The organism is cyanobacterium endosymbiont of Braarudosphaera bigelowii (genome assembly GCF_020885515.1).
In the GTDB taxonomy this organism is placed as follows: domain Bacteria; phylum Cyanobacteriota; class Cyanobacteriia; order Cyanobacteriales; family Microcystaceae; genus Atelocyanobacterium; species Atelocyanobacterium thalassa_A.
Window position 1 is genome coordinate 1066193 of sequence record NZ_AP024987.1, and the last position, 14115, is coordinate 1080307.

The window sequence follows — 14115 nt, forward strand, 5'->3', positions numbered from 1 at the left end:
TTAGCTTTTAATATGTATATTAATACGAAAATTTATATTAAGGCTAAGGAGCAATAGAATATTGATAGAAAATAATTTCTTATGTACATATATAGTACATTTTACAAAAATTTCACTTCAATTATTTTATTCTACATATCTCAGTTTACTTCTTAACGTAAATTGAATATTCTGAAAAATTGATTTTGGAGTTAACGATGTTAAAATATTTTTAATTACTTTTTTAGGCCCTTCAGGCCCATATATAGCTCCACTAATTAAATAACTCTTCGAAGTTTCTCCTATCATATAACAAGCGATACCTGCAATAGTACCTTGAATTACTCCTATAGATAAATGCAGAAATATAGAGCTTTCCAATAGGATAGAAATTGTTTCACTAGGAATTTCTTTTAACAGGTTTAATACTAATGATATAAAAAATTCACTAATACTAATACTGATCATACTAAGAATAAGCTTTTTAATAAGACAAATTCTTCCTTTTTGAGTTATTGGAACATTATATAAATCAGATAAAGCTAATATCATTACCATATCGATAAGAGATCCTAGTATTAAATCTGCAATAATTATAGGACTAAGACCAACAATTATAAATTTTAATACTGCAGTTTTTTGAATAATATGATCAGCTTTTTTGCCATAAGTTCTAAATTTATATAATGTGGCCTGTTCATTAATTTTATCAGCTAATAACATAGAGTTAAAAGCTATTAAGGATTGTCCTTCTTTATCTAATAAATCTAAAATTTTCAGTTTTAATTGTTCAATTCTCGGTCTACCTTTTAAATACTTTAGTTTCCAATGACCTTGCTTATCTTTAACTAATTTTGAAATAAGCGGAGATGCTGCAACTGTTGTGATTTCATTGTAAGTAAATAGTTTTCCAATACGTTCATTATATATTTTTTTATGTATTTCTAAAGAATCTACTTTTGAATATTGGTCTATTTTATTAAAAACTATAATAACTGGTTTACCTAATTCTTGTAGTTTATGTAAAGCTTCAAATTCTTTTTGAGTTATATCTTCCGTAATAGTAAACAGGACTAAATCTACTTTCTCAGCTATTTTATAAGCTATTATCTCTCGATTTTTACCGTTTACTTCATCTAATCCAGGAGTGTCAATTAATTGTACTTTATGGTATTTATATTTTGATAAATGTGTTAAATTTTTATTTTTTAATAATTTCCAATTAGCAGTTTTAATAGTTTTAGTAACTCCATGAAGAGGTCCTGTCTTAAAAATTTCTCTCTCCAGCAGACTATTGAGAATAGATGATTTACCTTTTCCAACCATACCAAAAATAGCAATTTGCACAACAGATTTTTCTAATCTTATCAATGTCTGCTTCAATGATCTCAACTCTGTTTCTAATATTTTTGCATCCTGACTTGATATAGAGAAAGAATCAACAAGATTTTCTAGAGTATTTCTTGCTTGTGTATAGTTAAACTCTTCTCCTGCTTTTGCTGTATTTGATAGATCTTTATGTAAGTTCTTATAATAAAACTTATTGTTTAAATTTAGTTGAAACATTTCCTTAGATTTATACTATTCAAATTATGATAAATCTAATCTCTATTAGTTTATTAAATAAAATTCAATGATAAATTCATATCTTAAAAGTATACCAAAAAACCTTATATAGTTGTTTTAAAACTATATAATACTTATCCTCTACTTCCAAATGATTAATGATTTCAGACATCAGAAAAATAATAACTATTATGCCATTGATATAGAACCAAATTCAAATAATAGGTGGATATCTAAACCAACTCCTGTTGTTAAATGGGCTGGTGGAAAAAGACAATTGTTAAACGAACTAAGAAGTAAATATCCTGACAAATTAAAAAAAGGACTGATAAAAACTTACTTAGAACCTTTTTGTGGGGGTGGGGCAGTTTTTTTTGACATTTATTCTTCTTACAAAATTGAGAAAGCTTATCTTTTTGATAAAAATATAGAGCTAATTATATTGTATAAAGTGATACAGTATGACGTTTATAAGCTGATCGACAAATTGTATGAATTAGGAGAAAAATATTTAAATTTATCCCTAGATGAAAGAAGTGAATTCTACTATAAGACTAGGAAATTATATAATACTTTTGATAAGAAAATTAATTCTAATACTTATAGTCCAAAATGGATAGAGAGGGCTAGTTATACTATTTTTCTTAATAAGACATGCTTTAATGGCTTATATAGAGTCAACCGTAAAGAAGAGTTTAATGTTCCAATAGGTGCTTATAAAAACCCCAAAATTCTGTGTGAAAATAATTTAATTGCGGCTAACAAAGCGTTTAAAATTGCAGAAATTAAACATGATGATTTTTCTAAAGTTCTGGAATATGCAAACGAGTCTACATTTATTTATTACGATCCTCCTTATCGTCCTATTAGTCGAAAAAACAATTTTAGATCTTATACTTCATTAAGGTTTGATGATAACGAACAACAACGCTTACAACAAGTATTTGTAAAAGCATCACAATTAAAGGCGCTACAAATGTTGAGTAATTCAGATCCTAAAAATTACACAGATGATACTTTCTTTGATGAATTATATAAAGAGTTTAACATTAGCAGGTTTTTGGCTTTAAGAATGATAAATTCTAAAAGTAGCAAGAGAGGTAATATTAAAGAAATCATCATAACTAATTATTAAAATACAAAAGCTTCTGGGAATATAGAATTTTATGATATCTATAGTTCTTATTAAATTAGATGAGCTATATTTAAAATAAAAATACCTCATTCATTAAAGAGTGATTTTTTTATCTTCAAAAATAGATAATGTAAGATATTTATACTGAATCTATGTTATGAACAGTTTTTGGCTATTATGCCGAATATTCCGTAACTAAATTAATATAATATTTAAGATTTGTTCTACTTAGTTAGTGTAATTGCAAGATTAATAGCTTCTCTTAAGCTATTAATTCTCGCAATACCTTTTCCAGCGATATCAAAAGCAGTTCCATGATCAGGTGAAGTGCGAATAAAAGGTAATCCAATAGTATTATTAACAGCTTGTTCAAAAGCCATTAATTTCACAGGTATTAATCCTTGATCATGATATAAGGATAAGTAAGCGTCTGCTAACTCATCATAATTCTGAGTATAAATAGAGTTTCTAGTTTTTTCTGATTCTAATAAACTTCCAAACCAAGCCTTCATGGGTTTTACCCACATAGTATCAGGAGGAACTAAGCCGACTAATTTAATATTGGGATGATTTATTCTCTCTTTTATTAGCCAAGGTAACAACCAATCTTTCTCTTCTGTTCCTAACTGTCCATTTTCTCCACTATGAGGATTCAATCCTCCAATAATAATTTTTGGATTTTTAATAGAGAAATTATTATCAAGGTAATTAATTAATAGATTTAATTTCACAGACATAAGATTAGGAGTTAGGGTTTGTGAAACTTTATTTAAAGGAATATGTGTAGTAGCCAATAATGTTCTCATAATCCATCCAGTGTAGGGCGACTTGGCTACAAATAACATTCCAAATTGATCAACTTTTGCTCTTTTTGCCAAGATTTCAGTTTGTCCAGGATAGTTAAATCCAGCAATTTTCCAGGATAATTTTGAAATAGGAGCCGTAATAATTCCTTGAAAATTTCCTTTAAGAGTTTGAGTAATTGCTGTATTTAAATATTTAAAACTAGCTTCACCACTAGCTGCATTACCGTAACCCGGAATAATTTGGGATTGAACAATAGGATCTATCGGAACATCAAGTATCGAGAATCTTTCAGGATTAGCTAACTTTTCTTTTTTTATTGGTAATTGTTGATAATTTTCTAATAATATTGATTTTGTTCCAATAACAGTTAACTCACAAGATTGAGAAATAACGGGATCTGCTAATACCTTAAGAATAATTTCTGGTCCAATACCAGCTGGATCTCCAAGTGTTAAAGCTAACTTTGGACGTTGATTTAAAGAAAGGTTGGCAGATTGCATCTTGTTATTTTGCCTTCATGTTTTACAATACGTATTGACGAATTAATTTCGCTTAAAATTAATAAGCCTATTTATATCGTATATTAGGTAATCTTAAATATGAGCTAAACTCGTCAATAAATTTGCACGTCTGTTCCTTCTATTAGGAGAATATTTATGACAGCTGAAAGTATGATGTTTAACGGTCCAGCTTTGATAGGAGTTTTAGTTCTCTTTGGTTTAGCTTGGGGATTTCTTATACTCAAGATCCAAGGAGGAGAAGCTGAATAGTTTAAGATAATGAGGAGGAAGTATAGCTAGGTAAGCTATATTAGCTCCTCATTAAAAAATCATGTAACTATATATTATTAGATTTTGTTTAGATTTTTTAAAATAAATGTTTTTAACATAGATAGCTACAGCATTAAAGCTGAAGTAGATTAAAAGTATCAGAAAAAGTATAATATTTCTAGGGTTATTCGTACTGAAAAAATAATTAGGTTTAACAATTATTTTTTATATATTTTAAGTTTTAAGTAATAATATTTAAGTTATCTTTCTATAAAGAATGAGACATTATAAGTATTAATTTTCTTCATGTGTGCGAGGGCAAGTCTCTAAATCTTCAGCAGAAGATTGTATAGGATTTAATCCAATCCAGTTATTAATAGTATCTTGTTCGAAACCTGCGTTATAAGTCTGACCAACTTGAATTAAGGGTCGACGAATTAACAAAGGATCAGCTACCATAAGCTCTAGGATATTCCTTCCATCAGCGTTAGTAAAATTTTTTGGGATAATTTCGCCTGATTTAATTCTTGGTGCACTATGGTTGAACCATAAAGTTTGAGGAAGATCTTTAAAAAATAAATATAACTTATCTATTGTCCAAGATTCAGTCAAAATATTTTTAACGTCTAGCTCATGACCTGCGGCAATAAGTAAATTTTTCTGCTTTGTATTATTGCGACAGCCTGGTTTCTCATAAAATATAATTTTAGCCATAAAATTATTCAGTGTATCTTGATTAATTTTTAAATAGTTTGTATATGTTAGAATTGTTACTCAGCAATACTTAAAGCTAGTTTAAAAAAGCTTTTAAAATATTTTTTATAGCTTAGACTCTAAACTGTACCATAAACTTATAATTCTAAACTGTATAGGATGATTTTTATAGCTTAATAAAATTGTTTTAAATCTTTAGTTTAATCTTATCAAAGTTTTTAATCTTTACTTTCTTGTTAAAAGATCTATGAATTAAGAATTAGGGTCTAATATAGACGCGGAAAGAGATGATGTTGATATTAGAGATAAAATACTACGTTGTTATAAAGTAGTTGAATTTAAAAAACTTATCTAGGATTAATAATTTATAAGACTGCAAGAACTTAACCTATTTAAGCTCTTGCAGTCTTGTAAATAATCAGTAATACTATCTAATGAAAGATAAAATCTAACTATTCTATTCATCTGGTAGACGTTTTGCATCAAAAGTTTGAGGCAAATGTGTTTCATCATTAAGGTTATCAATTTGTAGTCTCCAACCATTTGCTAGAGTCAAAATTTTTCCGCTCCCTTCAACACTTTCTGAAACAACACCTTCTTCTAAATCTTTTTTGGGTACATAAATAGACAAGCTCCCAGCATCATTACGTAAAATGACCTTCATAAAACTACTCCAATTAGATAAATAATTAATATTTTGTGACTAAGCAATCAGCTATTCATCAAAACTACTGTAAAAGTAATTCTGTAGAAATTAATTTTCTTCATTCTCTTTATCATCAGTATCATCGAAGAAAGTATCTTCAGCGGCGACTATTTCATTATAGCGACAGCCTACAACAGAACCACTTTCCAAAAAATGAACAGCATAGATGTAATAGCTTTGAAGATAAGTACCAATACTAACAATATATCCCGTATCCCCTTTTTTAGCTAGACTTTCTCCTACTTCTTTGCCAGGAAACGTTCCATCATTGCGAATCATTTTTCGAAGACGAACTTTTTGTTCTATTTCAAAAACTGGAGGATCATTAAGTTCGATTTCACCTGGATTATACAATCCCATGAGATATTCTCCTATTTATTACTAAATCAAGTAGTTCTTCAATTGTTAGATTGCGTTTCATCTGTACAGATAAATGACGAACAGCATCTAATATTTTTTGGGACTCTTCATAATCTATATTAATGCCATGTTGGCTTAATAAGTTTATCAACAAGCTTCGCCCCGAATGTTTACCAATTACTAAACGACGTTCCCAACCTATTTCTTCTGGAGCAAAAGGTTCATATGTCTGAGGATTTTTTAAAACTCCGTGAACATGAATGCCTGATTCATGAGCAAATATGTTGTCCCCAACAATTGCTTTCCAAGGTGGAAGATTCATACCAGAGGCTTGAACAACTAGTTGAGATAATTCTCGTAAGCGAGAAGTATTTATTGGTAAATTAATTTTGTATAGCTGCTTGAGAGCCATTACAATTTCTTCAAGAGCAGCATTGCCTGCTCGTTCCCCTAGTCCGTTAACTGTAGTATTTACAGAAGTTGCTCCTGCTTGTAAACCTGCTAAAGCATTGGCAGTAGCTAAACCAAAATCATTGTGAGTATGCATTTCAACAGGAATAACGAGATTTTCAACTAATTTCTTTACTTTTTGGGTAGTAGTTAGAGGGCTAAGAATACCTACAGTATCACAGAAACGAAAACGGGAAGCTCCTAAATCTTGAGCATATTGAGCAAACTCTATTAAAAATGATTCGTTTGCACGTGAGGCATCTTCTGCACCAATAGAAACAAATAGTCCTTTGTCTAAAGCAAAATTGAGGCTACTTTTGAGTTTTTCCCAAACAGCTGTAGTTTTTCCGTCAAATTTTGCCTTAATTTGTATATCAGATACAGGAACGGCTATATGAACTCTTTTTAAGCCACAAGCGATAGAGGCCTTTATATCTGAAATTACTGCACGATTCCATCCGAGAAGAGCAGTCTTCAATCCACTATTAACAATCTTAGTAATAGCTTCAGTTTCACTACCTCCCATTGCAGGAATTCCAACTTCTAGTTCAGGAATACCAATAATATCCATAAGAGATGCAATTGCAACTTTTTCGGCAACATTAAAAACTACTCCTGCCGCCTGTTCACCATCTCTTAAAGTTGTATCATTGATGTAGACATTACTCATGCATTTAATATTCAAGATTCTTAGACAAATCCTTTATTAGGGTAATTGAAGACAAACCTGGGCATCTAACCAATCCCAAATTAGTTGTAGCTGATTAGATGAGATCAAACCATATTGCCACAAAAGCATAGGGATTGGATCGTTCGGCTGACGTTGGTTATTAAAGACAACAGATAAATCTTTTGAAGAAATAGCAATTTCCTGTTGTAGGAATTGTCTAAATTCTGTAGATATTAATTGTTTTTGCATAACAGTACTCAGAGTTAAGTTATTAATATTTTGACACCAACTAGAAAAGAAGCAAAGAGACTTAAGGTTAAAATAATAAATCATTCATAGGAATAAAATATTTTCTAATCAATAAATTTCTTCTGGTTATGAATAATAATTAAACTCTAAGACTTGGAATATTATTATTTTTCCAAATTGACTAATTTTTAGGCTAGCTAGATTAAAAAATAACAATAATTAAGTCCTACTCTAATTATTTTATTAAGAAAGGTTCACTTAACGCATAAGCTGTAAAGTAAAATAACATAATCATAGTGCTTTACGTTAATACTAATTTATAAAAAGCCATTTTTTAAATATCTATAAAGGACTATTGATTGTTAATAACTTTAGTAAATTATGGGTTTGATCATAACAATAATTGTTAACTGCTCAATCCGAATATTAAAACAATTAGACAAGAGCTTCCAATTTGAAAAACATTCTCACAATTATAAAGGAAAAGTGAGAATGTTTTTTGTATCTTATGTATCTTTTTTCCTCATTTTTCAGATCTGGATTTAATGAAATTTTAATAATCTAAATTGTCAAATCAACGTTTAAATTACCAAAATAGCCTAGCTTATAAATTTTATACAGGAACTTATTTCAAATATGTTAACTGTTGTTTTCATGTTGATTCGATTTATGAAAAAACATAATGGACTAACTTTATTTGAAATAATTAATCCTATAGCTTTAAGTCAAAATATTCAATCCGTTGACACTTTGATAAATATACTTCCAAGTAATTAGATTTAGTAGACCAAATATTGAGTAGAAAATAAAAAATCTACTTATAAGGCTAATGATTTGTTCAATACCAAGCATCATAAGAATTGAATAATGAGTATAAAAATACATGAATCTATTAATAAAAATACTCAAGCTATCTTCAAAAAATACATGTACCTTACTCTTTACAAAAAAAAAATCTTTTAAAAACCTTGTGTGAAGTGAGTTTAAAAGTATGAGTGCATCCTAAGTATCATAATTAATTTCGATTCCTTCAAAGCAACCTGACGCATAATTGACGAATGATATAAATGTTTATAACGCCGAAAACATAAAGCTTGAAATCTGATTATCGTTGATTGTTTAATCTGTTAAGGTTTTAGACTGTTTTTCCTTAAAAACTTCTTTTACTATCTCCTACTTCCTTGTCACCCTTTAACTTCACGGAATTAAATGCTACAAACTACTGGTTTGACTAATAATAACGCATCTATAGCCAACAAGACGAATTCTACAGAAACGTTATCTACTCCTAAAGCTAAGGAAAGCTGCGCTTGTCCTTCAACAGGAGACAAGCCACAACTAGATGCTAGTATTCAAGAACGTATTGCTAGGCACCCATGTTACAGCGAGGATGCCCATCATCACTACGCAAGAATGCACGTTGCTGTCGCTCCTGCCTGCAATATCCAATGTAACTATTGTAACCGTAAATACGATTGTGCTAACGAAAGCCGTCCTGGCGTCGTTAGTGAAGTACTAACCCCAGAAGAGGCAGCCCATAAGGCTTTAGTTATTGGTGGCAAGATACCCCAAATGACAGTACTAGGAATTGCTGGTCCTGGGGATCCACTAGCTAATCCTAAGCAGACATTTCGTACCTTTGAGCTAGTTGCGGAGAAAGCTCCGGATATTAAACTCTGCTTGTCTAGTAACGGCTTGATGCTTCCTGAATATATAGATCGTATCAAAGAGCTGAATATCGACCATGTTACATTAACAATAAATATGGTTGATCCTGAAATTGGAGCTAAAATCTATCCTTGGGTTCGTTATAATCGTAAGCGTTACAAGGGAATAGAAGGTGTTAAGATCCTTCATGAAAAACAAATGGAGTCTCTTGATGCACTTAGAGAAGCAGATATTCTCTGTAAAGTTAACTCTGTAATGATACCAGGTATAAACGATGAGCATCTTGTAGAGGTAAACAGAGTTATTCAGTCGAAAGGTGCATTTCTTCATAACATAATGCCTTTAATTTCTGCTCCTGAGCATGGTACTCATTTTGGTTTGACAGGTCAAAGAGGCCCTACTCCAAAAGAACTAAAAGCTCTTCAGGATAAGTGCTCGGGCAATATGAAAATGATGCGCCACTGTCGTCAGTGCCGTGCCGATGCTGTAGGATTGCTGGGAGAAGATCGTTCTCAAGAATTTACTAAAGATAAATTTTTAGAGATGAAACCTGAATATGACCTAAAGCAGAGACAAGATGTTCATGCAAATATTGAGAAATTCACAGCCGAAGTGAATATGGCCAAGGCAGAACAAAGTACTCAAAATGAGATAGACACGCCTACGATTTTAGTAGCGGTAGCAACTAAAGGCAATCGGCTCGTCAACCAGCACTTCGGTCATGCTACAGAGTTTCAAATTTTTGAAGTAAATGGTACTGATGTAAAATTCGTTGCTCATCGTAAAGTTGATCATTATTGTCAATCTGGTTATGGTGAAGAAACAAGCTTAGATAGTATTATCAAATCTATTTCCGATTGCAAAGGAGTTCTAGCTTCTAAGATTGGTCTTTGTCCCCAAGAAGCGCTTCGAAAAGCCGGTCTGGAACCTTATGAAGCATATGACATTATTGATAATGTCGCTATTAATTTTTACAAAGAGTATATGCAAAAGCAAACTGTAGGAGTTTAAAACATGAGCAACGTCTTAGACCACTGCCTTCAGTTGAGTTACTTAATATTTACTAAGTCCTCCTCTGACACGTCATCGACTCAAATGGATAATAATTGCAAAAACTGTATTAATAATTATTCTATTCCACCATGTACTGGCTTTTCTAAAGACTATAATTGCTCTTCTCCTGGTTTAAATACTTAATACTAAGTGATGGCTTCAAATTATAGTTATAAGTACATCTACTACTAACACAGTGTAGTGATGGTAGTTCTCTAAAGACAAAAAAATACTATTTATCCAGAAGCATTGTACTTTACAGCAACTTCGTAAGTAGCTGAAAATCCTTTAGAAGTCTAGCAAAAACTAAGTTTCTTATACTGTTAGATTTCTCAAAGGATGGCGGACATTAGTAGTCTAAACACACGTAACAGACATTGGTGTAATTGCACCAAGATATTTAGAGAAATTTGGATAATACTTATTAATTACCTGAGGAGCTAACTTTTCTTCCCGAAAACCCAGTAATGACAGATTAGAAGCAAGATATTCGGTCTTGAAACTATAGTTAATCTGGTAATTGTATGTAAATTCTCGATCTAGTTTCTGATTTTGTTAGATACATGGTAGGCAAATAATGAAAGACTGTATATATTTAGATAATAATGCAACTACGCAAATAGACAGCGAAGTACTCTCAGAGATGATGCCTTACCTCAACTTCTATTATGGTAATCCATCTAGCATGCACTCTTTTGGTGGTCAAGTTGGAAAAGCTGTCCGTACAGGAAGAGAACAAGTCGCATCTCTGCTAGGTGCTGAGCCATCCGAAATCATTTTTACAAGCTGTGGTACCGAAGGAGATAATGCGGCCATTAATGCTGCACTGATATCTCAAAAGAATAAGCGTCATATTATTACAACTGAAGTAGAACATCCAGCTATCCTAAGTCACTGTAAACAGCTTGAAAGACAAGGTTATCAGGTAACATACTTATCTGTAGATAAGTATGGTCAACTTGACCTAAATGAAGTCCAAGCATCCTTAAATGGAAATACAGCACTAGTATCTATCATGTATGCTAATAACGAGACTGGTGTTATCTTTCCTATTGAAGAGATAGGTCAAATGGTTAAAGAGTATGGAGCCTTATTTCATGTAGATGCAGTACAGGCGGTAGGTAAAATACCTTTAAATATGAAAACAAGTACCATTGATATGCTAACTATATCTGGTCATAAGATTCATGCTCCGAAAGGAATAGGCGCTCTATATATTCGTAAAGGTGTACGTTTCCGCCCCCTCATAATTGGTGGACATCAAGAAAGAGGACGCCGAGGTGGTACAGAAAACGTAGCTGGAATAGCCGCTCTAGGTAAAGCAGCAGAGTTGGCTCAATTAAACCTATCTAATATACACGAAGAACGAGAGTTAAGAGATTACTTAGAAAATACTATTTTAGACTTAATTCCTGATACTGTTGTTAACGGTGAAAGGACAAAAAGATTACCAAATACAACAAATATAGGTTTCAAATATATAGAAGGAGAAGCAATTCTTTTATCTATTAATAAGTATGGTATTTGTGCCTCTTCTGGATCAGCATGTACTTCAGGTTCATTGGAGCCTTCTCATGTGCTAAGAGCTATGAAGGTACCTTATAGTGTACTTCACGGATCTATTCGTTTTAGTCTTTCACGATATACGACTAAAAGCGAAATTGATCGAGTAATAGAAATCCTACCAGATACGATTAGTCGCCTTCGTGCTATATCGCCTTTCAGCAGCGATAACTCTACTTGGTTACAGGAAATGGAAAAGGAAGCTTTAGCCAAATAGCTAAGAATGAAAACATTGAAGAAAGTATCTTTTTTCTCTAAAAATAACTAACAACCAATATTCAAATATATAGTAATCAATTATGTGGGAATATACAGACAAAGTGATGGACCTTTTTCATAACCCTAGAAACCAAGGGGTAATCGATGAGAAAGAAAATGGGCAGGCTATTACGACTGGAGAAGTAGGTAGTATTGCTTGTGGAGATGCGTTAAAGCTACACCTAAAAATTGATGAAAATAGTCAGACTATTATTGAAGCCCGCTTCCAAACTTTTGGGTGTGCTTCCGCTATTGCTTCTTCTTCTGCATTAACGGAGTTGCTAGTCGGTAAAACCTTAGACGAAGCTCTTAGTCTTACAAACAAGGAAATAGCAGATTATCTAGGAGGACTACCAGAAGAAAAGATGCACTGTTCTGTAATGGGTCAAGAAGCTTTAGAAGCCGCAATTTTCAATTACAGAGGCATTCCTTTAGATAATCATGAAGATGACGAAGGAGCACTCATCTGTCGTTGTTTTGGAGTAACTAATACAAGAATCCATCGCATTATTCTTGAAAATAGCCTAACTACAGCTGAACAAGTAACTAATTATGTTAAAGCTGGTGGTGGATGTGGCTCCTGTTTAACTGACATCGATGACATTATTGCTGACGTCACAGAAAAGAGACTTGTTTCAGTAGAAGATATATCTCCACAAACTGATGTACCCGAATTAGAAGTAAAAGTACTGACTAATCTGCAAAAAATTACACTTATTCAAAAAGTCCTGGAAGAAGAAGTTAAACCTACCTTAGCTAAGGATGGGGGAGATGTAGAGCTATTTGATATAGAAGGTAATTTAATTAAAGTTGTTTTAAAAGGAGCTTGTAGTTCTTGTAGCAGCAGTACATTTACTCTGAAAACTGCTATTGAAGCTAGGCTACGAGAACGAGTCTCTAAAGATTTAGCTGTCATTGCTGTATAAGCATCAGATACACCGAATATACAATTAATTTAACACGAGGTAAAGAACATGATTAATCAAAAGAAAGGTGAGGAGCGATCTCCACCATGAGCATTGCTCCTCATATCGAAAGATGCATTTCTAGGCAAAAAATAATTGCGTAATTTAGCTTTTATTCATTGCGCTTAGATCAACTATTCTTTCATTTTTTATATACTCACCTCTAATTAGGAGAATCCCAAATGCGTCAAATTGCATTCTACGGAAAAGGCGGTATCGGTAAATCTACCACATCTCAAAACACCATCGCAGCATTATCTGAAAACAACCGTATCATGATCGTTGGTTGTGACCCTAAAGCAGATTCCACCCGTTTAATGTTGCACTGTAAAGCACAAACCACTGTTTTACATTTAGCTGCAGAAAGAGGAACTGTAGAAGATATTGAACTTGACGAAGTAGTAATTCCTGGTTACAACAACGTTTTATGTGTTGAATCTGGTGGTCCTGAGCCCGGAGTTGGATGTGCTGGTCGTGGTATTATTACTGCTATCAACTTTCTTGAAGAAGAAGGTGCTTACGAAAATCTAGATTTCGTATCTTACGATGTATTAGGAGACGTTGTTTGTGGTGGTTTCGCTATGCCTATCCGTGAAGGAAAAGCACAAGAAATCTACATCGTTACTTCTGGTGAAATGATGGCAATGTACGCTGCTAACAACATTGCACGAGGTATTCTTAAATATGCTCACACCGGTGGTGTTCGTTTAGGCGGTTTAATCTGTAACAGCCGTAATGTTAACTGTGAAGCTGAGTTAATCACAGAATTAGCTTCTCGTCTTGGCACTCAAATGATTCACTTCGTACCTCGTAGTAAACAGGTACAAGAAGCTGAATTACGTCGTATGACAGTTATTGAGTATACTCCTAACCATCCTCAAGCTGATGAGTACCGTACTCTAGCTAACAAAATCCAAAACAACGAAATGTTCATCGTTCCTACTCCTATCTCAATGGAAGAACTTGAAGAACTACTAGTTGACTTTGGTATTCTTGGTGGTGAAGACGAATACGAAAAAGCTCTTGAAGCTGATAAAGCTTCTGGCAAATAATAGGTCGATCTAGTCACATAGATCTGAAAATATTCCAGGGCAAAAGTAAATAGGAAATGGTAACTAGTTTTATTGTTGATTAATTATCAGCTTAAAATTAAACCGATTCTTTTGCCTTAAAATTTCCTTACTAAATTGTCCTTTGTCTAA

14 protein-coding genes are annotated in these 14115 nt (G+C 32.5%); 7 read left to right on the plus strand and 7 right to left on the minus strand.

All coding sequences use genetic code 11. The annotated features are described in order from the left end of the window. Positions 1-126: 126 nt before the first annotated feature. Positions 127-1545 carry a GTP-binding protein gene (locus LPC16_RS04440; RefSeq protein ID WP_229636955.1) on the minus strand — a complete coding sequence of 473 codons (1419 nt, stop codon included), beginning with the start codon at positions 1543-1545 and terminating at the stop codon, positions 127-129. Between the two features lie 151 nt (positions 1546-1696). Here LPC16_RS04440 and LPC16_RS04445 point away from each other — a divergent pair, with 151 nt between their 5' ends. After that, the gene (locus LPC16_RS04445) at positions 1697-2680 is read left to right on the plus strand and encodes a DNA adenine methylase (RefSeq protein WP_229636956.1); all 984 of its coding nucleotides are present in this window, start codon (positions 1697-1699) and stop codon (positions 2678-2680) included. Between the two features lie 224 nt (positions 2681-2904). On the opposite strand, the gene pdxA is transcribed toward LPC16_RS04445, so the two are convergent. Continuing rightward, positions 2905-3987: a 4-hydroxythreonine-4-phosphate dehydrogenase PdxA gene (gene pdxA, locus LPC16_RS04450; protein ID WP_229636957.1), complete on the minus strand. Its 1083-nt coding sequence runs from the start codon at positions 3985-3987 to the stop codon at positions 2905-2907. Positions 3988-4143: 156 nt separating this feature from the next. Here pdxA and petM point away from each other — a divergent pair, with 156 nt between their 5' ends. Further along, positions 4144-4257 carry a cytochrome b6-f complex subunit PetM gene (gene petM, locus LPC16_RS04455; protein WP_040055247.1) on the plus strand — a complete coding sequence of 38 codons (114 nt, stop codon included), beginning with the start codon at positions 4144-4146 and terminating at the stop codon, positions 4255-4257. A 294-nt stretch (positions 4258-4551) separates the two neighbouring features. Here the strand turns inward: petM and LPC16_RS04460 are convergent, their stop codons facing one another. The 5 genes from LPC16_RS04460 to LPC16_RS04480 form a co-directional block, all read right to left on the minus strand. Further along, positions 4552-4971: an ArsC/Spx/MgsR family protein gene (locus LPC16_RS04460; RefSeq protein ID WP_229636958.1), complete on the minus strand. Its 420-nt coding sequence runs from the start codon at positions 4969-4971 to the stop codon at positions 4552-4554. 457 nt (positions 4972-5428) lie between these two features. Next, positions 5429-5635: a putative nitrogen fixation protein NifT gene (nifT, locus tag LPC16_RS04465; RefSeq protein ID WP_040055245.1), complete on the minus strand. Its 207-nt coding sequence runs from the start codon at positions 5633-5635 to the stop codon at positions 5429-5431. Positions 5636-5725: 90 nt separating this feature from the next. Then, complete coding sequence (locus tag LPC16_RS04470) at positions 5726-6037, minus strand: nitrogen fixation protein NifZ (RefSeq protein WP_229636959.1); 312 nt, start codon at positions 6035-6037, stop codon at positions 5726-5728. Beyond that, positions 6024-7157 (minus strand): homocitrate synthase, encoded by a 1134-nt coding sequence (gene nifV / locus LPC16_RS04475; RefSeq protein WP_229636960.1) that lies wholly within the window; start codon positions 7155-7157, stop codon positions 6024-6026. Before nifV ends, LPC16_RS04470 begins: the two co-directional genes overlap by 14 nt. A 36-nt stretch (positions 7158-7193) precedes the next feature. Continuing rightward, positions 7194-7490 (minus strand): DUF2949 domain-containing protein, encoded by a 297-nt coding sequence (locus tag LPC16_RS04480; RefSeq protein ID WP_229636961.1) that lies wholly within the window; start codon positions 7488-7490, stop codon positions 7194-7196. Between the two features lie 1125 nt (positions 7491-8615). Between LPC16_RS04480 and nifB the strand changes: the two genes are divergently transcribed. From nifB to nifH, 5 genes are all read left to right on the plus strand, one after another. Beyond that, the gene (gene nifB / locus LPC16_RS04485) at positions 8616-10085 is read left to right on the plus strand and encodes a nitrogenase cofactor biosynthesis protein NifB (RefSeq protein WP_229636962.1); all 1470 of its coding nucleotides are present in this window, start codon (positions 8616-8618) and stop codon (positions 10083-10085) included. Positions 10086-10088: 3 nt separating this feature from the next. Continuing rightward, positions 10089-10271 (plus strand): hypothetical protein, encoded by a 183-nt coding sequence (locus tag LPC16_RS04490; RefSeq protein WP_229636963.1) that lies wholly within the window; start codon positions 10089-10091, stop codon positions 10269-10271. 433 nt (positions 10272-10704) lie between these two features. Next, entirely contained in the window at positions 10705-11907 is a 1203-nt protein-coding gene (nifS, locus tag LPC16_RS04495; RefSeq protein WP_229636964.1) for a cysteine desulfurase NifS, read from the plus strand. 82 nt (positions 11908-11989) lie between these two features. Beyond that, positions 11990-12874 (plus strand): Fe-S cluster assembly protein NifU, encoded by an 885-nt coding sequence (gene nifU / locus LPC16_RS04500; protein WP_229636965.1) that lies wholly within the window; start codon positions 11990-11992, stop codon positions 12872-12874. 221 nt (positions 12875-13095) lie between these two features. After that, positions 13096-13965 (plus strand): nitrogenase iron protein, encoded by an 870-nt coding sequence (nifH, locus tag LPC16_RS04505; RefSeq protein ID WP_040054948.1) that lies wholly within the window; start codon positions 13096-13098, stop codon positions 13963-13965. Positions 13966-14115: the final 150 nt, after the last annotated feature.

Coding starts and splice junctions, on each gene's coding strand:
- nifV (WP_229636960.1), bottom strand. CDS start 7,157: ATGAGTAATGTCTACATCAATGATACAACTTTAAGAGATGGTGAACAG.
- nifU (WP_229636965.1), top strand. CDS start 11,990: ATGTGGGAATATACAGACAAAGTGATGGACCTTTTTCATAACCCTAGA.
- nifS (WP_229636964.1), top strand. CDS start 10,705: ATGAAAGACTGTATATATTTAGATAATAATGCAACTACGCAAATAGAC.
- LPC16_RS04440 (WP_229636955.1), bottom strand. CDS start 1,545: ATGTTTCAACTAAATTTAAACAATAAGTTTTATTATAAGAACTTACAT.
- nifT (WP_040055245.1), bottom strand. CDS start 5,635: ATGAAGGTCATTTTACGTAATGATGCTGGGAGCTTGTCTATTTATGTA.
- nifH (WP_040054948.1), top strand. CDS start 13,096: ATGCGTCAAATTGCATTCTACGGAAAAGGCGGTATCGGTAAATCTACC.
- LPC16_RS04460 (WP_229636958.1), bottom strand. CDS start 4,971: ATGGCTAAAATTATATTTTATGAGAAACCAGGCTGTCGCAATAATACA.
- LPC16_RS04445 (WP_229636956.1), top strand. CDS start 1,697: ATGATTAATGATTTCAGACATCAGAAAAATAATAACTATTATGCCATT.
- petM (WP_040055247.1), top strand. CDS start 4,144: ATGACAGCTGAAAGTATGATGTTTAACGGTCCAGCTTTGATAGGAGTT.
- pdxA (WP_229636957.1), bottom strand. CDS start 3,987: ATGCAATCTGCCAACCTTTCTTTAAATCAACGTCCAAAGTTAGCTTTA.
- LPC16_RS04490 (WP_229636963.1), top strand. CDS start 10,089: ATGAGCAACGTCTTAGACCACTGCCTTCAGTTGAGTTACTTAATATTT.
- LPC16_RS04470 (WP_229636959.1), bottom strand. CDS start 6,037: ATGGGATTGTATAATCCAGGTGAAATCGAACTTAATGATCCTCCAGTT.
- LPC16_RS04480 (WP_229636961.1), bottom strand. CDS start 7,490: ATGATTTATTATTTTAACCTTAAGTCTCTTTGCTTCTTTTCTAGTTGG.
- nifB (WP_229636962.1), top strand. CDS start 8,616: ATGCTACAAACTACTGGTTTGACTAATAATAACGCATCTATAGCCAAC.